Origin of the sequence: Luteibacter sp. E-22 (assembly GCF_049913125.1) — a bacterium.
Taxonomy (GTDB): Bacteria; Pseudomonadota; Gammaproteobacteria; order Xanthomonadales; family Rhodanobacteraceae; genus Luteibacter.
In genome coordinates this window covers 1,244,889-1,263,388 of record NZ_CP183975.1, presented here as the reverse complement: position 1 = coordinate 1,263,388, position 18,500 = coordinate 1,244,889, and the positions used below count along the sequence as shown (strand labels likewise).

Sequence of the window (18,500 nt, the reverse complement as noted above, 5' to 3'; positions counted from 1 at the left end):
AGATCGCGCGGATTCAGATCCGACCGGTATGATCCGTCAGGGTCACCCACGGAGAGAGTGAATCATGCTGCGCCGTTCCCTCGTACTCGCGATCGCCTGCGCCGTCGCCCTGCCCGCCCTTGCCGCCGATGAGCGTACCGCGCTCACGCTCTATCGCGCCGATGGCGACCAACTCTTTTCCACCGGCGGCGATGCCGTGTCCGGCGACGGCTACGCCGTCGTCCACGAACGCCGCGCGTTCGACCTGAAAGGCGGTGTGCAAGACCTTTCCATCGACGGCCTTCCCGCCGCGCTGGACAGCGAAGCCATGTCACTGCGCTTTCCCGGCAAGAACACGCGCGTCGTCTCTCAACGCCTGTTACTCGGGCAGGGTTTCGATGGAGCCGTGGCCGGACTCGTGGGCCGCAACGTCAGCGTGATCGGCGAGAACGGCCAGCCGATCGCCACCGGCACCCTGGTCCGCGGCGGCGACGCGCTTGTCGTACGCGAGGCGAACGGCCAGGCCAGCCTGATCCGTCAATACGCCGCCCTGCGTGCGGCGGATGCCACGGACTTCGCCCGTGGCTCGACCCTGCAGGTGCGTGTCACCGGCGGCTCGGCCGGATCGACCACCGCGCAACTCGACTATCCCACTTCCGGGCTCGGCTGGCGCGGCGCCTACGTCGCCACGCTCGCCCCGGGCAATACCTGCCGCATGGCCTTCGACGCCGCTGCCAGCATCGCCAACCGCAGTGGGCGCGACTGGAAGGACGTGTCCCTGAAGCTCGTCGCCGGCGACGCACGCCGCGCTAAGACACCTCCGCGACGCGACAAGCTGTTCATGATGGCCCGCGCACCGGCACCCATGGACATGGCGTCGGCGGAGCCCAGCCAGGCCACGCTCGGCGACCTGCGCACCTACACCTTGCCCACGGCCGTCGACCTGCCCGATGGCAGCGTCACGCAAACGCCGCTGTACGAGAGCCGGACGCTGGATTGCCAGCGCGAGGCCGTCTACGACACCGGCATGGCCTACCAGCCGCCACAGCCGCGCATGGAGCGTGACATCGGGATGCCCGCGGACGGGATTCCTGTCGTCTCGAACCTGCGCTTCAAGGCGTTCGACGCCCTTCCCGCCGGCTACGTACGCGTGCTCACCACCGACCGCGACGGCAACGCCGAGCTCCTCGGCGAGGGGCGCCTGGACGACACGCCGAAGAACAAGGACACCACCGTCTCGCTCGGCAATGCCTTCGACCTCGGTGCGACGCGCGAGCAAACGGCCTTCACCGCCGACGCCGCCGCGCACCGCATCGACGAAGGCGTGCGCATCCACCTGACCAACGCCGGCGACACCGCGCGCAGCATCGTCGTACGCGAACATCCCGGCCGTTGGCGTGCGTGGACGGTGACGTCGTCGTCCGTGAAACCGTCGAAGGTCTCGCCGGAACTGCTGGAGTTCAAGGTCGAGGTACCGGCCAACGGCAGCGCGGATCTCGACTACGCGGTGCGCTACACCTGGACCGACGCCGACCTGCCCAAGTAAAACGGCCCGATCGCCCCATCCACACCACGGACAACGACATGCTCGACATCCTCCTGCACGACGGCGACATCCACGAGATCCGCATGGCCCGCGCGCCGGTCAACGCGCTCGACATCGCCCTGGTCCGGGCGCTGCGCGACGCGATCGCCGAGGCTCCTTCCAACGGTGCGCGCGGCATCGTGCTGTCGGGTGCGCAAGGCATGTTTTCCGCGGGCGTGGACGTCCCCGCCCTGCTCCAGCGGGACCGCGCGGGAGTACGCGAGTTCTGGGACGAGTTCTTCGCCTTGTGCGGGGCCATCGCCGCCTCGCGCGTTCCGACGGTAGCCGCCATCACCGGTCACAGCCCGGCGGGCGGCGCGGTGGTTTCGCTGTTCTGCGATTACCGCGTGATGGCGCACGGCCCGTACAAGATCGGCCTCAACGAGGTTCAGGTCGGGCTCTCGGTTCCGGAGCCCATACAGTTCGCGATGCGCCGCATCGTCGGCTCGTACCGTGCCGAACGCCTGCTGGTGGCCGGTGCGATGGTCGATGCCGAACAGGCCCACGCGATCGGGCTGGTCGATGAACTGGCCACGGTCGAACAGGTGGTCACGCGCGCCGTGAATTGGCTGGCCGATCTGCTCAAGCTGCCACCGAAGGCCATGTTGCGCACGCGCGCCATCGCCCGCGCCGACCTCGTCGCGGTATGGGGCGACACGTCGAACCTGCTCGATCCGGGGTTCATCGACGACTTCTTCGGCGAGGAAACACAGGCGGTGTTGCAGGCGCTGGTAGCCCGCCTGAAGTCCAAGTAGAAGCGTCGCAAGCCTTGGAAAAGGGTCGTCACAGATTTTCCCGAGGGTGGGTCGCGAGGCCAGGCCCGCCCTAAATCCCCCCGAAGAACCTCAGAAAAACCCACGGATGCCCGCCACCCCCTGCCCCGCATGCATCCGCGCCTCGGCCGTATCCCCGGGCCCGAGTCCACCCAATGCATAGACGGGGAGTGACGCCGCTTCGGTCAGCCACGCGAAGCGTGGCCAACCCAACGGCTCGGCATCGGGATGGCTTGCCGTCGGCAGGACGGGTGACAGGGTCGCGAAATCGCAGCCGATTCGCGAAGCGAGCGCAAGTTCTTCCGCATCGTGGCAAGAGGCGCCGACGACACCGGCCAGCGGGAGAGGCCGCTCCGTCAGGTCGCGTAGTTGCGATGCGCCCAGATGCACGCCCACACCGGCGCCCAACGACAGGGCGCCTTCGATATCGCGATTGAGCAGCAGATGTGCCCCGAAACGCCGCACATGGGGCAGCACGCGCGACGCTACCTCACGCACGGCCTCGACAGGCTGTGCGGGAAGACGCAGTTGCAAGAGCCGCTCACCGCGATCCAGGGCGGCGAGCAGGCCGGCGACGGCCTCGTCCGGCGTCGTCAGGGCTGGTGTGATCGGGTAGTGTCCCGGCAGGCGCGCCGCCGCCAGGATCGGCCGGTCGGCGGGCGCGAGGATGGCCGGATCGATCGCCCAGGGCTCGTGCCACGCGAGGGCCGCCGCGTCCAGCGCCTTCGGCTCCCCGTTCCAGGCGCGGACCACCATCGCCTCCAGCACCATCTGGCGCGCGCCGTAATTCCATGGCACGCGGATCAGTGCTTCGAACGAATGCGGATCGACGACGATACCCAGTTCTTCGTCGAGCTCGCGCTCCAGCGCCGCCCCGGCGGTCTCACCGGGTTCGAGTTTCCCGCCGGGAAACTCCCACAGGCCCGCCAGATGCTTGCCCGGGGGCCGCTGGGCGATGAGTATCCGTCCGCTGTCGTCGACGAGGACGCCGGCGACGACGTGCATCAAACGTTCCGGACGTATTCGACCATGTCGAACGGATGCGGGTGTTCCTTATCGGCTGCGTGGTGCACGCGCGACACCTCGGTCCATTCCTTGAAATCGATCCCGGGAAAGAAGACGTCCGCGCCTTCCACGGCCGCATAGACCCAGGTGAGGTACAAGCTGCGCGCATACGGCAGCGCTTCGCGGAATACTTCACCGCCACCGATCACCATCAGGCCGGTGTGGCCGCAGCTGGCCTGGGCCTCGGTGACGGAGCGCACCGTGATCTGCCCTGGGAAAGGCGCCACGCCCTTGCGCGAGAGCACGTAGTTCACCCGCCCCGGCAGCGCCCTGCCGATCGATTCGGCGGTCTTGCGGCCCATCAGCACCGACTTGTCCATCGTCAGGCGCTTGAAGTACTTCAGGTCGTCGGGAAGGTGCCATGGGAGCCCTCCCTGCTTGCCGATGGCAAAGTTTTCATCGAGCGCGGCAACCAGGTGAACGGCCATGAAACTTCCTTCGCGGGTCTAAAGACGGAAACGGTCGGGCCTGCGGCCCATGCGCAGCGGATAGTAGTCCTCTGCGGGTTGGGGTGGAACTAACGGCCGTTTGACTTACACCGCCACGGGCGCCTTGATCGCTGGGTGCGGGTCATAGCCGGTGATCGCGATGTCTTCGAAGCGGAAGTCGAAGAGGGAGCGCACATCGGGGTTCAGCACCAGTTTCGGCAAGGGTCGCGGTTCGCGCGCGAGTTGCTTCGTCGCCTGCTCGACGTGGTTCGAGTAAAGGTGCGCATCGCCCAGGGTGTGTATGAAATCGCCCGGTTCCAGGCCCGTCACCTGCGCGACCATGTGGGTCAGCAAGGCATAGCTGGCGATGTTGAACGGGACACCGAGGAAGATGTCGCCGGAGCGCTGGTACAGCTGGCACGACAGCTTCCCGTTCGCGACATAGAACTGGAACATCGTATGGCACGGCATCAGCGCCATCTTCGGCAATTCGCCGACGTTCCATGCCGAGACGATCAGGCGGCGGGAGTCGGGATTGCGCTTGATCTCGTCCACCAACCAGGCGATCTGGTCGACGGTCTTGCCGTCGGCGGTGGGCCACGCACGCCACTGGGCGCCATAGACGGGGCCGAGGTCGCCCTTTGCGTCGGCCCATTCGTCCCAGATGCTGACGCCGTGCTCCTTCAGGTAGGCCGTGTTGGTGTCGCCCTGCAGGAACCAGATCAGCTCGTGGACGATCGACTTCAGGTGCAGCTTCTTGGTGGTGACCAGCGGGAAGCCCTTCGAGAGGTCGTAGCGCATCTGCCAGCCGAATACGCTGCGCGTGCCGGTGCCGGTGCGGTCGGATTTCTCGGCGCCGTGCTCAAGGACGTGACGAAGGAGATCGAGATAGGGCTGCATGGCGAAGACGATATCAGCTGGCGTTGACGGGCGTGATCCCCACCGGCGCGTAGGGCGCGCGGCGCGAGAGCAGCAACAGGAAGATGCCCACGGCGATCAGTGGCAACGACAGGATCTGGCCCATCGTGAGCCAACCGAAGGCGATGTAGCCCAACTGCGCATCGGGCACGCGAACGAACTCGACGGCGAAGCGGAAGCAGCCGTACAGCAGCCCGAAGAGGCCCGATACCGCGTAGCGCGGACGAGGCTTCATCGAGAACAGCCACAGCACGGTGAACATCACGACGCCTTCGAGCGCGAACTCGTAGAGCGGATTCGGATGGCGGGGCAAGGCGTCGGGGGCATTCGGAAAAATCATGCCGATCGGCAGGTCGGTCGGCTTGCCCCAGAGTTCGCCGTTGATGAAGTTGCCCAGGCGGCCGAGCCCGAGGCCGACCGGCACCAGCGGTGCCACGAAGTCCACGGTGTCGAAGAACTTCACGCCGTTGCGGCGCGACCACCACAAACCGGCGACCAGGACGCCAAGCAAGCCGCCGTGGAAGGACATGCCGCCGTCCCAGATGCGGAAGATCGCCAACGGATCGGTCCAGATCCAGTTGATCGCCGTGTAGAACAGCATGTAGCCGACCCGGCCACCGATCACCACGCCCATCATCGCGTAGAACATGAGGTCGCCGAAGCGATCCGCGCTCACCGGCAGGCGGCCCTGACGGCGGCGGTACTCACCCAGCGCCCATCCGCCGAGGAATCCGCCCAGGTACATCAGGCCATACCAGTGGACATGGACAGGGCCCAGGGAGAACGCGACGGGTTCGATTTTTACGATGAACGGAGTGGCCATGGGGTGCCCGGATCGAAAGCAGCGCCAAGTGTAACGCCCCGCCACGACCGAAGGTCGGCTTGCCGTCGAGCCACCGATCGGCTATATCGGCCGTCGGAGGCCGTCCGGGGGGACGGCCCGATACGGATCCATCGAACCAGGGGAAATTCATGACGTACCGCTTCGTGCGGCCCATCGTGGCCGCGCTTTGCCTTGCTTCGGCCACCACCATGGCCACCGACCTCATTCCGGTCAGCGACTTCGCCCGGCGCATGCCGCTGACCAGTCCGCGCCTGTCCCCGGACGGGCAATATGTCTCCCTCGCCTACCACGACCCCGACGGCAAGACCCACGGCCTGGCCATCTACCGCGTGGGCGACATGAGCAAGCCCACCACCCTGATCCGCATGCCGCCTTACGAGATGCCGGCCGACATGATCTGGGCCAGTCCCACGCGCCTCGTGGTGGCGCGCGGCAAGGTCGACGGCTCGATCGGCGCCGCGTCGTATACCGGCGAACTCATGGCGATCGACGTCGATGGCAAGAACCCCGACTACCTCTACGGTTTCGAGAGCTTCGGCAAGCGCGCGGCCACCCGTGCGCTCGACCGTGGCTGGGGCACGATCGAAGGCACTCCCGTGCAGAGCAACGGCCATTTCTACATGCGCGCCACCGCCTGGGCCGACCAGGACCGCAGCACCCTCTACGACGTCGACGCCAAGACGAGCGCGCGCAGGCAGATGGCCGACATCGGCATCGGCCGCATGAGCTTCATGATCGCGCCGGATGGGACGCCCCGTTTCGCCTTCGGTACCGACGACGATTTCAAGTGGGTGGTGTTCCACCGCGAGGGCAGCGGTTGGGCGAAGTTGCCGGCCAGCGAAGAGCGCCAGAACTTCACTCCGCTCGCGACGGTCGCCGGGAACGGCAATCGCATCTACGCGGTCTCCAGCCCGGACGGCAAGGGCGGCGAGTTCGTCGAGCAGGACGAGGATGGCGGCAATGTCCGCGTGATCCGTAAGGACGACTTCAGCGAGGTCGCCTCGTCCGGCTTGTGGACGTCGGCACCGTTGCGTCCGTTCGGCACCGTCGCGACGACCGGTGTGCCACAGGCCACGTACATCGATCCGCAGGCGCCGATCTCGAAACTGCATATGGCCTTGTCGCAGAAATTCCCCGGCAACTTTCTCAGCTTCGTCGACTTCAGCGAAGACGGCGGCCTGCTGATGTTCAAGGTAGCGAGCGATCGCGAACCGGGACGCTACATGCTCATCGACACCAAGACCTACAAGGTGAGCAAGCTGTTCGACGCACAACCCTGGATCGACCCCAGGCAGATGGCCGAGCGCCGGCCCATGCGCTTCAAGGCCAGCGATGGCACGGAACTGGAAGCCATCCTCACCTTCCCCAAGGGCAGGAGCGAGGCCAACCTGCCGATGGTGCTCCTTCCCCACGGCGGCCCGCACGGTGTGTCGGACGACTGGTTCTTCGACAGGGATGCACAGTTCCTGGCCAATCGCGGCTACCTCGTGTTGCAGGTGAACTACCGCGGCTCGGGCGGGCGCGGCAGCAAGTTCGAGCGGGCCGGTTACCTGAAATGGGGCACGCGCGTCCAGGAGGACCTCATCGATGGCGTGAAATGGGCGATCGCCGAGAACTTCGCCGATCCCGCCCGCGTCTGTGTCTTCGGCGCCAGCTTCGGCGGCTACGCGGCGATGATGACCACGGTGCGCGCACCGGGCATGTTCAAGTGCGCCGTGGGCTATGACGGCATCTATGACCTGGACATGATGTACAACAAGGGCGACATCAAGGACAGGAAGTCGGGCCGCAGCTACCTCACCACGGTGATCGGCAAGGACCAGGCGGACCTCGCGGCGAACTCGCCCACCCACCTCGCCGACAAGATCGGCGTTCCCGTCTTCCTGGTTCACGGCGAGGACGATGAACGTGCTCCCTTCGCCCAGTTCAAGGCCATGCGCGCCGCACTCGACGCCGCGCACAAGCCCTATGAAACGCTGACCAAGCCCGACGAACGCCATGGCTTCGTGAAGCCGGAGAATATCGAGGAGTTCTATAACCGCCTGCAGGCGTTCCTCGAGAAGAACATCGGCAGCGGGCAAGCACCGGCCGCCCCCGCCGCGCCCTAAACGATTCGGCCCACCCGTTGCTTCCAGCGGTTGCGCCCGCCATACCCCAGGCGTTATGGTCGCGAGATCGTCGCGCCCGGATGGGGTATGGCGGGGCTTGGGAGGTTACGGGGTATGTACGTCAGCTCGGAGCACCGGCGCCATGTCGCGCTGCGACGCATGGTGCTCGCGACCTCACTCCTGGCTGCGCTGCCCCTTGCCACCGCGAAGGCGCAGCAAACAGCGCCTTCCTCCGCCGAGATGCTGGCTCCGGTCAATGTCACGGTCACCGGCTCGCGCATCCGCGGGATCGACGTGGAAACCGCCCAGCCCGTGTTCACGATGGACCGCCAGGCCATCCGCGCCACGGGCCTCACCAGCCTGGGCGACATCGTCGCGCGCATGCCGTCGGCCTCCATGCCGGAAGTCACCCCGCAGGATACGTTGTCCTCCAGCAATGACGCCGGAGGCCGTTACGCCAACCTGCGCAACCTGGGAGCGGTACGCACGCTGGTCCTGGTGAACGGGCGTCGTTGGACAACCAGCCTGGGTGGCCTGACCGACCTCTCGACCATCCCCGTCCCGATCGTCGAGCGCATCGAAGTACTGAAGGATGGCGCGTCGTCCATCTACGGATCGGACGCCATCGGCGGCGTGGTGAACATCATCACGACAGATCGGTTCGAAGGTGCTTCCGCCGACGTCTTCTACGGCGTGAACGGCAAGGGCGACGGCGCACAGAAGAACGGTACGTTCACCTGGGGCAAGAGCGACGAACGCGCATCGATCATCCTCGGCGCTAGCTACGAGGATGGCGATGCCCTGCGCGACGACGAGCGGTCCACCACCCGTAGCGCCTACGGCCCGCGGCATGCGGACGATGGTTTCGGCATGGGACCTTACGGTGGCGTGGTCGATCCACGTGCGCCGACCGATCGCTACGTCATCGACCATCCCGGCGGCGTCGTGGGCGATACGGCGAACTTCGCCAACTACCATCCGTACGATGTCGCCAGCAACGCGGACAAGTACTCCACCGCCCGGGACATGACATTCCGCGCCGGCAGCAAGTTGCGCAACCTGTTCGGCACGGGCCGCTACAACCTCACCGACGATATCGCCCTGCGTGGCATGGCCAGCTATGGCGTGCGCGATACGCGCAGCCAGGCCGCCGGCTATCCGCTGGAGAGCGGTGCGGGGCGGCAGCAAGGGTTGCTCATCGATCCGGCGAACGCATACAACCCCTTCCCCGGCTACGCCACATCGTTCTTCCGGCGTACCACCGAGCTTCCGCGCATGACCTGGGCCAAGAGCAAGACCCTGCATGCGGACGCCGGCGCGGAGGGAACGTTCCAGTGGCTCGCCCACACCTGGAACTGGGACGTCACCTACGCCTATGCCGAAACACGCGCCAACCGGACCACCAGCGGCAACATCAACCTGGTGAACGCGCGCAAGGCATTGGGCCCCACCACCACGATCGACGGTCAAACCGCCTGTGCCGACGCCGCCGATCGCGCCGCGGGCTGCGTGCCGTGGAACATCCTCGCCGGGCCGGGCGGCACCCCCGACGCGGTATGGAACTACGTGGCGTCAACTACCACGGCTCGCCAGGTCACCCGGACCAACGACCTGATCGCCAACCTCACTGGTGGCCTGTTCGACCTGCCCGCCGGCACGCTGCGGGCCGCCGGAGGCGTGGAACATCGGCGTGAGAACGGCCGCTATACGCCCGACCCCGCGGATTCCGCCGGCCTGACCACGCAACTCGCGAGCGACCCCACCGACGGCGGCTACATCGTCAACGAGGCCTACCTCGAATTCGACATCCCCCTGCTCGCGGACCTGCCGCTGGCACGCGAGCTCGCCGTGAATGCATCCACCCGGTATTCGCACTACTCCGCGTTTGGCGGACGCACGAACAACAAGTACAGCTTCCGCTGGAAGCCGTTCGACGACCTGCTGTTGCGCGGTACCTATGCCCAGGGATTCCGGGCACCCACGGTGGCGGATCTCTACGCCGGATCGAGCGAGAGCTTCGAGAGCTTCCTCGATCCCTGCGACAGTGCCTTCGGCGCCTCGGCGACCGATGCGGCGGTGCGCGCCCGCTGTGGCGCGGCCGGCGTGCCGGGCAACTACCGGCAGATCGACCAGTCCGGCGCGCAGATCGGCTCGGCGACCGGCGGGCAGAGCCCGACCGCCTTCCGCACCGGTGCCAACCCGGCGCTGAAACCGGAATCGTCGATCACGCGTACGGCCGGCCTTGTCTACAGCCCGGGTTATCTCGACGGGCTCGACGTCACGCTCGACTACTACAAGATCGACATCAGCGATGTCATCACGCCCCTCCTCGCGGGTGACATCCTCAATTTCTGCTACGTGCGCAACGACCCCACCTGGTGCGGCCGCTTCACGCGCGCCGCCGACGGCCACGTCGCCACGCTCGACGAAAGCCTGGCCAACCTCGGCACGCTGCGCACGGAAGGCTACGATCTCGGCCTGCACTATCGATTCCCGGAAACCCGCTACGGCGAGTTCACGCTGCTCTCGGACAGCACCTACCTGAAGGATTACACGCAGGTCAGCAGCCCTGGCGCCGCGCCGCGCCACCTAGCCGGCTACATGAGCGGCGTGCAGGGTCTCTACCGCGTGCGTTCGAACCTTTCGCTCGACTGGTCGTGGCGCCGTTTCGGCGCCACATGGACGACACGGTACTTTTCCGGGTTGAAGGATTCGTGCTGGTCGGCGAACGTGGAATGCAACCGTCCCGACGAACTCAACGCGTTGACCGGCGTCACCGGCGTCAGCCGAAAGGGCGGCGTCGCCTTCCACGACCTCCAGCTTCGCTGGCAAACACCGTGGAATGGCAGTGTGCGGCTGGGCGTGAACAACGTGTTCGGCCGCAAGGGGCCGTTCTACTACAACGTGTCCAGTGCCGGCGGCGGCAGCCCGCCCTACAACCCCGCGTTCGACATCGACCGCTACTTCTACCTGGGTTACCAGCAGAAGTTCTGAGCGCGCAGGATATTCCCTACTTCGCACGATCCAGCGCATTTCCGAAAGCCTGGATAGGAATCGGTCTCAAACTCTTGCAGTAGCATGATGGTCGCGTTATGTTCGCGTTACGTCGCTTCGCGCTATTGGGTTGGCGCGACGTGGGTGTCCCCACACCCCAGACCCGGATTCACCCCACAAACGAGTGCCGCTAGCGGCGCTAACACAAGCTGTTCAGCCTTGCCGCAAAGCAGGGCCAGGGAGACTTTGACCTCATGACAAGCACCACCCTGTTCGCGCGCTCTCGCGTGTTCAAGCGCACTGCGCTCGTCTCGGCACTTGGCGCCTGCCTGCTGGCCGGCACCGCCTATGCGCAGAGCACCGTCGGCGACCTCTACGGCAGCGCCGCCGCCTCGCAGACCATCCAGATCCAGAACCTCGGCTCGGGCGCCTCGCGCACCGTCACCGTCGGCGAAGACGGCCGCTACCGCGCCTCGTCGCTGCCGATCGGCAGCTACCGCATCAACGTGCAGCAGAACGGCCAGACCGTCTCCACCCGCGACATCAACATCGTCGCCGGCCAGTCCGCGCAGGTGAACTTCGCCGCGCCGGCCACGTCCGACGCCAGCGCGCAGGCGCTCGACACCGTCACCGTGTCGGCCAACGCCCTCGCCGCGATCGACGTCGCTTCCGTCGAGTCGCGCACCAGCTTCACCGCCGACCAGCTCAACAGCCTGCCCGTGCCGCGCAACGTCGTCGACGTCGCCGCGCTCACCCCGGGCACGGTCAAGGGCGACTCCGCCTTCGGCAACCTGCCGTCGTTCGGCGGCGCCTCGGTCGCCGAGAACAGCTACTACGTCAACGGTTTCAACGTCACCAACCTCTATAACAACCTGTCGTTCTCGGAAGTGCCGTTCCAGGCCATCCAGCAGCTCGACGTGCAGACCGGCGGCTACGGTGCGCAGTACGGTTTCTCCACCGGCGGCGTGACCTCGGTCATCACCAAGCGCGGCACCAACGAGTGGAAGGGTGGCGCGAGCTGGGTCTACACCCCGGCCTGGGGGCGTGAGCAACAGCCGACCACGCACACCAAGGACGGCAACCTCTACCGCACCTACCAGAAGAACAACGACAACGACAACGTCTATTCGGCGTGGCTCGGTGGCGCGCTGGTGAAGGACAAGCTGTTCTTCTACGGCATCTTCCAGTCGCATCGCGAAACCGAGACCGCCTACCCGGGCGCCACCAGCTCGGCGGCCGCGCAGCGCAACACGTACAGCGACCCGTTCTACCTGATCAAGCTGGACTGGAACATCAACGATTCGAACATCCTCGAGTGGACGGGGATGAACAACACGAAGCACACGACGAATCGTTACTACAACTCCGAGATCGACGGCGAAGGCAAGCCCTTCACCGACGATTACCTCGGCCGTCGCCATGTGAAGACCGGCGGCGACGTCAACATCTTCAAGTACACCAGCTACCTCACCGACGACCTGACCCTGTCCGCCCAGTGGGGCAAGATGAAGAGCAAGAACTCTTCGGACTATGTCAGCGCGGACGGCACCGTCACCAAGTACAACGGTGACATCAACGGCGCCAACTCCGGTTGCCCGTACGTGATCGACCGTCGTTCCAGCACGCTCAGCGGCGTGACCGACCCGGTCCATTCGTGCTACCTGGCCAGCACCATCGACCGCTTCAACGGCGAAGACCAGCGCACGGCCTACCGCGTCGACCTCGACTGGAAGATCGGCGACCACGATATCGCCGGCGGTTACTCGCGTGAGAAGTGGAAGTCCGACTCCGGCCAGAGCTACGCCGGTGGTGCGCTGTACTACTACCGCACGAATGCCGCAGGCACCGATTACGTGTCGCAGTACAACTACCGCACGGGCGGTTCGGTCGCGATCGACCAGAAGTCCTGGTACCTGCAGGACAACTGGCAGGTGACCGACAAGTTCCTCGCCTACATCGGCGTGCGCAACGACTCGTTCAACAACAAGAACGGCGCTGCCGAGAACTTCGTCCGCCAGGGCAACATCTGGCAGCCGCGCCTCGGTTTCTCGTGGGACCTGTTCGGCGACTCCACGACGAAGATCTTCGGTACGGCCGGCCGCTACTCGCTGCCGATCGCCGCGAACGTCGCCCTGCGCGCCGCGACTGCGTCGTACTACACGATCCAGAACTTCTCGTACTCGTCGATCGATCCGGTCACGGGTATTCCGACCCTGGGCGCGCCGCTCAGCGGCCAGTCCATCGTGAACGGCGAGAACGGCAGCACGCCGGACCCGCGCTCGGTCGCCACCAAGGACCTGAAGCCGTACTCGCAGGATGAATTCATCCTCGGCTTCCAGCACCGCATCACCAGCGACAACGAGTTCCTCAACGACTGGGTCGTCGGCGCGAAGGCGACGTACCGCAAGCTCAACAACGCCATCGACGACACCTGCGACTGGCGTCCGTTCTACGCCTACGGCAAGTCCCTGGGCCTGAACATGGACGCCAATGGCGACCAGTTCACCCCGCCGGCGACGATGCCGGGCTGCTTCATCTACAACCCGGGCAGCAAGGTCAACATCGATGTCGACCTCGATGGAAGCGGCGTCCTGCGCAACGTGTCCATCCCGGGCACCGCGTTCGGCGAGAAGGCCAAGCGCACGTACGAAGCCGTCACGCTCTCGGCCGAGAAGGCGACCGACAAGTGGTACGTCAATGCTTCGTACACCTGGTCGAAGAACCGTGGCAATACCGAAGGCCTGGTGAAGTCGGACAACGGCCAGGACGACACCGGTACCACCAGCGCGTTCGACTACCCGGAACTGATGGTCGGCGCGACCGGCTACCTGCCGAACGACCGTCGCCACAGCTTCAAGATCTACGGCGGCTACAAGATCACGCCGGAATGGTCGGTCGGTGTGAACGGCTTGCTCGAATCGGGTCGTCCGACCAGCTGCTTCGGCGGCGGTGACGAGACGGTTGGTGGCATCCCGAGCTACAACTCCGAGTTCTTCTACTGCGAAGGCAAGATCTCGGGTCGTGGCCGTGCCAAGCGCCTGCCGTGGACCTGGTCGGTCAGCCCGAACGTCGTCTACACCCCGGCTTATGCCAAGGGCCTGACCGTTCAGCTCGACCTGATCAACGCGTTCAACAACGACAAGCCCACCGCGATCAGCGAGATCGCCGAGAACGGTGCGGACCAGACGTACTACAGCACGACCTACCGCGTGCCGACGTACTACCAGACGCCGCGCTACCTGCGTCTGATGGTGCAGTACGACTTCAGCCTGTAAGACCTGCCGAGCGTCGCTCCGGCGACGCGAACGCGAAAAGGGCCGCCCCATGGGGCGGCCCTTTTTTTGTCGGACACTGGTGGGAGCCGACCTTGTCGGCGATGGGTGCTTGCCTTGAACTGGCCCGCTGCCGCGGGATCGCCGACGGGGTCGGCTCCCGTCAGGGCGGCGTCAGAGGACCAGGGGACGGTCCGGCAGCTGGTTCTCGCGTGGTTTGCCGTCGCCGGGGAAGTGCCGTGCCAGCAGGTCACCCGCCTCCGATACACCGGTTTGCAGGCCTTCGCGGAAGCGCCCCTGGATGAATTCGTTGCGCATGTGCGTGGCGATCGCTTCCCACTCGGCCGGCGCCACCACCTTCGCGATGCCGCGGTCGGCGACGATCTCGATGCGGTGTTCGGCGAGCAGCACGTAGAGGAGAACGCCGCAGTTGTCGTCGGTATCCCAGACGCGCAGATGGGAAAACAGCATCGCCGCGCGATCGCGTGCGGTGACACCCGCGGCGACCGATGAGAACGGGAGGCGCGACTCGATCGCCACGCGCAGTTCACCACGGTGCCTGTCCTCGCCGGCGGCCACCGTTTTCGCGATGGCGTCGAGCGTCGCCGACGGGAAATGCCGGCCGATCTGGAACCACGCTCCGAACAGGTTGGTCGCGATACGTTGCATGTCCATCACCAACTCCCCGACGCGCCGCCGCCACCGAAACTGCCGCCGCCTCCGCTGAAGCCGCCACCGCCGCCTCCCCCGAAGCCACCGCCGCCGAAGCCACCACCACCAAAACCGCCGCCGCCGAAGCCCCCCCAACCACCACCGCCGATCGAGCGGCCGGCACCAAAGGGAATGGCCATCAGGACGGCGCCGGCGACGAGGCCGATCACGCCGCCGAGAATGGAATGCAGGAACAACCAGCCGAGACCGCCCGTGATCGCTCCCCCCAGCGGCATGCGCACGCCCAGGGGGGCTCGACCGAGGATGCCGCGCAGGAAGATCACGCCGAAGATGAGCGGCAGGAGCAACCCGCCTCCACCACCACGCCGCTTCTCGTGGCTCTCATCGGGAGCGACCGGCGCGGGCAGCGCTTCGCCTTGCACGATCTGGGTGATCGCGTTGAGTGCCTCGTCGATACCGCCGTAGTAGTCGTTGGCGCGCAATTTCGGCGCCATGTATTCACGGATGATCCGCGAGGCGATGGCATCGGGCAGCGCGCCTTCCAGGCCATAACCGACTTCGATGCGGACGCGCCGGTCGTTCTTGGCCAACAGGAGCAGCACGCCATCGTCCGGCCCTTCGCGTCCGACCTTGTTCGTCTCCGCGACCTTGAGCGAATAGCCCTCGAGGTCGTCGGGCTGGGTGGTCGGCACCATCACGACCACCACCTGCGATCCCTTCGCCTTCTCCAACGCGACCAGCCGGGCATCCAGCCGGTCGACCTGTTCCGGTGTCAGCGTACCGGTGAGGTCGGTGACGTGGCGGGTGAGCTTCGGCACGACGGCGTCGTCCGCCAGTGCCGCCAGGGGCGGCACCAGCAGGGCGATGGCGAACAGCAGCCCCGCCGCGAAACGACGCATCAGCGGCCGGCCGAGGAAGCCGGGGCCGGATTGCTGCCGAAATCGACGGTCGGCGCGGTCGAGATCGCCTTCTCGTTCTCGACGCTGAAGTTCGGCTTGACCTGGTAACCCATGACCTTGGCGGTCAGGTTGTTCGGGAACGAGCGGATCAGTGTGTTGTACGACTGTACGGCGGCGACGTAGCGGTTACGGGCTACGGTAATGCGGTTTTCCGTCCCTTCCAGCTGGGCCTGCAGGTCGCGGAACGAACCATCGGCCTTGAGCTGCGGATAGTTCTCGCTGACCACCATCAGGCGCGAGAGCGCGCTGGTCAGCTGGCCCTGGGCGGCCTGGAACTTGGCCAGCGCCTCCGGATCGTTGAGCAGTTCCGGGGTGATCTGGGTCTGGCCCACCTTCGCGCGGGCATTGGTCACCTCGGTGAGTACGCGTTCCTCGTGCTGGGCGTAGCCTTTCACGGTATTGACCAGGTTGGGCACCAGGTCGGCGCGGCGCTGGTACTGGTTCAGCACTTCGGACCAGGCGGCCTTTACCGCCTCGTCTTCGCGCTGGATGGCGTTGTAGCCGCAGCCGGAGAGGATGCCGGCGAATAGTACGAGGGCGAAAGCGCGGACGAGTGTCTTCATGGCTGGAGGTTCCTTGAGGTATGCCGCAACAACTTACCCTAAAGCCCGTGCTTGCGGACGACCGGAGCCGCGGAGGGGCAACCGGCCTCAGCCCAGGAATCGAGGACCGAGGATCAGGCCCCAGGTCACCACGACCATGGCCAGCAGCAGGAAAACGGCGGCGGACCCCATGTCCTTGGCCCGGCCGGCCAGTTCGTGGAATTCCGGGCTGACCTTGTCCACCACCGCTTCGATCGCCGAATTGAGCAACTCGGCCGAGAGGACCAGGATCGGGAAGGTGATGAGGACGATCTTCTCGACCGCCCCCTGGCCCAGCCAGAAACCCAGGGGGACGACCACGATCGCGAGAAAAACCTCAAGCCGGAACGAGGCTTCGTGCCGGAAGGCGGCCCGCAGGCCCTTCATGGACCACAGGAACGCCGCGTAGATCTGCCGCGGCCCACGCCGCTCCGTCGATGCCATGGTTGGTCAGGCCGCCCGGAGCGGGGCCGGACGGGCGGTCCGGACGACAGGATTTTGCGAACACTGCGGCATCGGGTCTGGATGGGCGGCGGGAATGGGCCGGTATCATGCCACAGCCCGACTTGGCTCCGGCTTATGCCGCCGCGCGCCGTGGTGAATCGACGCGCCCCTCTGGCGCCGCAGCACAACCGGGCGGACCATTTGTATTACGCTTGAACGGTTGTGACTCCGTTCAGGGTCACGGCGACGGGAACCGGGTTGAAAAGCCCGGTTCGCTGTTTCCAATGTGTCCGGAAAATACATGGCCATCCAGAACCCGCCCATTTCACAGACCAAGTCCTTCAGCACGGTCTTCCTCATCGAGATGTGGGAGCGATTCGGCTTCTACGGCATGCAGGTGCTGATGGTCACCTACATGGTGAAGAAGCTCGGCTTCGCCGACGTCGACGCCAACCTCGTCTGGGGCGCGGCTTCCGCCCTGATCTACGCCACCCCGGCCATTGGCGGCTGGATCGGCGACAAGTTTCTCGGCACGCGCCGCACGATGCTTACCGGCGCGGTCGTCCTGATGTTCGGTTATGCCCTGCTCTGGATACCGACCAACAACACCTATTTCCTGTATCTCGCCCTGGGCGTGATCATCCTCGGCAACGGCCTGTTCAAGCCCAACGCGGGCAACCTCGTGCGCAAGATCTACGAGGGCGACGAAGTCCGCATCGACAGCGCATTCACCATCTACTACATGGCGGTGAACATCGGCTCGACGATCTCGATGCTGCTCACCCCGTGGATCCGTGACTATGTGGGCGCGCACTACAGCGATGCGCTGGGCTGGCACACCGCCTTCGGCGTCTGCTCGATCGGCCTGATCCTCGGCCTGGTCAATTACTTCTTCATGCGCCGCACCCTCGCCCACATCGGCTCGGACTGCGACGAGCGGCCGCCGGTGCTGAAGAATGTCCTCGGCGTGATCGTGGGAGGCCTGGCCATCATCGCCGCCTCGGCGTACATCCTGCAGAACCAGGGCGTGGCCGAGGCCTGCGTCTATGCCGCCGGTATCGTGATCCTCGGCATCTTCGTCCACCTGATCCGCTCCAGCGAACCGGGCGAACGCGCCGGGCTCATCGCCGCGCTGGTGCTGACGGTGCAGACGATCTTCTTCTTCATCTTCTACCAGCAGATGTCGACTTCGCTGAACCTGTTCGCCCAGCGCAACGTCGACCTAGACTTCAACCTGTTCGGCTTCCAGCTGTTCCGCTGGATTCCGGAACAGTTCCAGTCGCTCAACGCGATCTGGATCGTCATCCTTTCGCCGATCCTGGTCTGGATCTACAACTCCCTGGGCAAGCACGGCAAGGACTTCCCGGTCGCGGCCAAGTTCGCGCTCGGCTTCGCCGCCGTCGCCGCCGGCTTCTTCATGTATGGGCTGGGTGCGACCACCGCCATCAACGGCGCGATCTCGTCGTGGTACATGGTCTGGGGCTATGGCCTGTATTCGCTGGGCGAAGTGCTGGTGAGCGGTCTCGGTCTGGCCATGATCGCCCGCTACGTCCCGGCGCGCATGGGTGGCTTCATGATGGGCGCCTATTACGTGGCGTCCGGTGTTTCCCAGTACATGGGCAGCGTCGTCGCCAACTACGCCGCCATCCCGGACAACATCACGAACCCGCTCGAATCGCTGGCGATCTACACCAGCCTGTTCAACAAGCTCGGCTTCGTGGGCCTGGTCTGCACCGCCATCGCCGTGGCCATGCTGCCGTTGATGAAGAAGTTGTCGCTGAACCACGCGCTGGCGAACGTGCCGCCGGTGCCGCCCGTACATAACGAAGACCTGTGACGCGGTGAAGGGCCGCTCCCTCGCGGAGCGGCCCTTTCGCC

14 protein-coding genes are annotated in these 18,500 nt (G+C 65.7%); 6 read left to right on the top strand and 8 right to left on the bottom strand.

Features of this window, described 5'->3' with window-relative positions; genetic code table 11:
- Nucleotides 1–64 precede the first annotated feature (64 nt).
- Together ACN9M2_RS05525 and ACN9M2_RS05520 are read left to right on the top strand one after the other, a co-directional pair.
- Nucleotides 65–1,525 (top strand): DUF4139 domain-containing protein, encoded by a 1,461-nt coding sequence (locus ACN9M2_RS05525; RefSeq protein WP_426287139.1) that lies wholly within the window; start codon nt 65–67, stop codon nt 1,523–1,525.
- 38 nt (nt 1,526–1,563) lie between these two features.
- Nucleotides 1,564–2,319 carry an enoyl-CoA hydratase/isomerase family protein gene (locus ACN9M2_RS05520; RefSeq protein WP_426287138.1) on the top strand — a complete coding sequence of 252 codons (756 nt, stop codon included), beginning with the start codon at nt 1,564–1,566 and terminating at the stop codon, nt 2,317–2,319.
- Nucleotides 2,320–2,409: 90 nt separating this feature from the next.
- On the opposite strand, the gene ACN9M2_RS05515 is transcribed toward ACN9M2_RS05520, so the two are convergent.
- The 4 genes from ACN9M2_RS05515 to lgt all read right to left on the bottom strand — a co-directional run bounded on the left by ACN9M2_RS05515 (nt 2,410) and on the right by lgt (nt 5,571).
- Nucleotides 2,410–3,342: a Nudix family hydrolase gene (locus tag ACN9M2_RS05515; protein ID WP_426287137.1), complete on the bottom strand. Its 933-nt coding sequence runs from the start codon at nt 3,340–3,342 to the stop codon at nt 2,410–2,412.
- A complete protein-coding gene (locus ACN9M2_RS05510) occupies nt 3,342–3,830 on the bottom strand; it encodes a dihydrofolate reductase (protein ID WP_371022071.1) in 489 nt (162 codons plus the stop codon). Before ACN9M2_RS05510 ends, ACN9M2_RS05515 begins: the two co-directional genes overlap by 1 nt.
- Nucleotides 3,831–3,935: 105 nt before the next feature.
- Nucleotides 3,936–4,730, bottom strand: a complete 795-nt coding sequence (locus ACN9M2_RS05505; RefSeq protein ID WP_426287136.1) for a thymidylate synthase — start codon at nt 4,728–4,730, stop codon at nt 3,936–3,938.
- 13 nt (nt 4,731–4,743) lie between these two features.
- Nucleotides 4,744–5,571: a prolipoprotein diacylglyceryl transferase gene (gene lgt / locus ACN9M2_RS05500; RefSeq protein WP_426287135.1), complete on the bottom strand. Its 828-nt coding sequence runs from the start codon at nt 5,569–5,571 to the stop codon at nt 4,744–4,746.
- A gap of 149 nt (nt 5,572–5,720) precedes the next feature.
- Here lgt and ACN9M2_RS05495 point away from each other — a divergent pair, with 149 nt between their 5' ends.
- The 3 genes from ACN9M2_RS05495 to ACN9M2_RS05485 all read left to right on the top strand — a co-directional run bounded on the left by ACN9M2_RS05495 (nt 5,721) and on the right by ACN9M2_RS05485 (nt 13,969).
- Nucleotides 5,721–7,700 (top strand): alpha/beta hydrolase family protein, encoded by a 1,980-nt coding sequence (locus ACN9M2_RS05495; protein WP_426287134.1) that lies wholly within the window; start codon nt 5,721–5,723, stop codon nt 7,698–7,700.
- 114 nt (nt 7,701–7,814) lie between these two features.
- Nucleotides 7,815–10,694 (top strand): TonB-dependent receptor domain-containing protein, encoded by a 2,880-nt coding sequence (locus ACN9M2_RS05490; protein WP_426287133.1) that lies wholly within the window; start codon nt 7,815–7,817, stop codon nt 10,692–10,694.
- A gap of 254 nt (nt 10,695–10,948) precedes the next feature.
- A complete protein-coding gene (locus tag ACN9M2_RS05485) occupies nt 10,949–13,969 on the top strand; it encodes a TonB-dependent receptor (RefSeq protein WP_426287132.1) in 3,021 nt (1,006 codons plus the stop codon).
- 171 nt (nt 13,970–14,140) lie between these two features.
- On the opposite strand, the gene ACN9M2_RS05480 is transcribed toward ACN9M2_RS05485, so the two are convergent.
- The 4 genes from ACN9M2_RS05480 to ACN9M2_RS05465 all read right to left on the bottom strand — a co-directional run bounded on the left by ACN9M2_RS05480 (nt 14,141) and on the right by ACN9M2_RS05465 (nt 16,622).
- Nucleotides 14,141–14,641: a TPM domain-containing protein gene (locus ACN9M2_RS05480; RefSeq protein ID WP_426287131.1), complete on the bottom strand. Its 501-nt coding sequence runs from the start codon at nt 14,639–14,641 to the stop codon at nt 14,141–14,143.
- On the bottom strand, nt 14,641–15,537 hold the full coding sequence (locus ACN9M2_RS05475) for a TPM domain-containing protein (protein WP_426287130.1): 897 nt from the start codon (nt 15,535–15,537) through the stop codon (nt 14,641–14,643). Before ACN9M2_RS05475 ends, ACN9M2_RS05480 begins: the two co-directional genes overlap by 1 nt.
- A complete protein-coding gene (locus ACN9M2_RS05470) occupies nt 15,537–16,160 on the bottom strand; it encodes a LemA family protein (protein ID WP_426287129.1) in 624 nt (207 codons plus the stop codon). Before ACN9M2_RS05470 ends, ACN9M2_RS05475 begins: the two co-directional genes overlap by 1 nt.
- 87 nt (nt 16,161–16,247) lie before the next feature.
- Nucleotides 16,248–16,622 carry a diacylglycerol kinase gene (locus ACN9M2_RS05465; RefSeq protein ID WP_426287128.1) on the bottom strand — a complete coding sequence of 125 codons (375 nt, stop codon included), beginning with the start codon at nt 16,620–16,622 and terminating at the stop codon, nt 16,248–16,250.
- 301 nt (nt 16,623–16,923) lie between these two features.
- Between ACN9M2_RS05465 and ACN9M2_RS05460 the strand changes: the two genes are divergently transcribed.
- Nucleotides 16,924–18,459 carry a peptide MFS transporter gene (locus ACN9M2_RS05460; RefSeq protein ID WP_426287127.1) on the top strand — a complete coding sequence of 512 codons (1,536 nt, stop codon included), beginning with the start codon at nt 16,924–16,926 and terminating at the stop codon, nt 18,457–18,459.
- The last annotated feature ends 41 nt before the right edge of the window (nt 18,460–18,500 follow it).

Bases quoted from the DNA above. Each gene is read 5' to 3' on its own strand.
- ACN9M2_RS05525 (WP_426287139.1), top strand. From the start codon at position 65: ATGCTGCGCCGTTCCCTCGTACTCGCGATCGCCTGCGCCGTCGCCCTG.
- ACN9M2_RS05520 (WP_426287138.1), top strand. From the start codon at position 1,564: ATGCTCGACATCCTCCTGCACGACGGCGACATCCACGAGATCCGCATG.
- ACN9M2_RS05515 (WP_426287137.1), bottom strand. From the start codon at position 3,342: ATGCACGTCGTCGCCGGCGTCCTCGTCGACGACAGCGGACGGATACTC.
- ACN9M2_RS05510 (WP_371022071.1), bottom strand. From the start codon at position 3,830: ATGGCCGTTCACCTGGTTGCCGCGCTCGATGAAAACTTTGCCATCGGC.
- ACN9M2_RS05505 (WP_426287136.1), bottom strand. From the start codon at position 4,730: ATGCAGCCCTATCTCGATCTCCTTCGTCACGTCCTTGAGCACGGCGCC.
- lgt (WP_426287135.1), bottom strand. From the start codon at position 5,571: ATGGCCACTCCGTTCATCGTAAAAATCGAACCCGTCGCGTTCTCCCTG.
- ACN9M2_RS05495 (WP_426287134.1), top strand. From the start codon at position 5,721: ATGACGTACCGCTTCGTGCGGCCCATCGTGGCCGCGCTTTGCCTTGCT.
- ACN9M2_RS05490 (WP_426287133.1), top strand. From the start codon at position 7,815: ATGTACGTCAGCTCGGAGCACCGGCGCCATGTCGCGCTGCGACGCATG.
- ACN9M2_RS05485 (WP_426287132.1), top strand. From the start codon at position 10,949: ATGACAAGCACCACCCTGTTCGCGCGCTCTCGCGTGTTCAAGCGCACT.
- ACN9M2_RS05480 (WP_426287131.1), bottom strand. From the start codon at position 14,641: ATGGACATGCAACGTATCGCGACCAACCTGTTCGGAGCGTGGTTCCAG.
- ACN9M2_RS05475 (WP_426287130.1), bottom strand. From the start codon at position 15,537: ATGCGTCGTTTCGCGGCGGGGCTGCTGTTCGCCATCGCCCTGCTGGTG.
- ACN9M2_RS05470 (WP_426287129.1), bottom strand. From the start codon at position 16,160: ATGAAGACACTCGTCCGCGCTTTCGCCCTCGTACTATTCGCCGGCATC.
- ACN9M2_RS05465 (WP_426287128.1), bottom strand. From the start codon at position 16,622: ATGGCATCGACGGAGCGGCGTGGGCCGCGGCAGATCTACGCGGCGTTC.
- ACN9M2_RS05460 (WP_426287127.1), top strand. From the start codon at position 16,924: ATGGCCATCCAGAACCCGCCCATTTCACAGACCAAGTCCTTCAGCACG.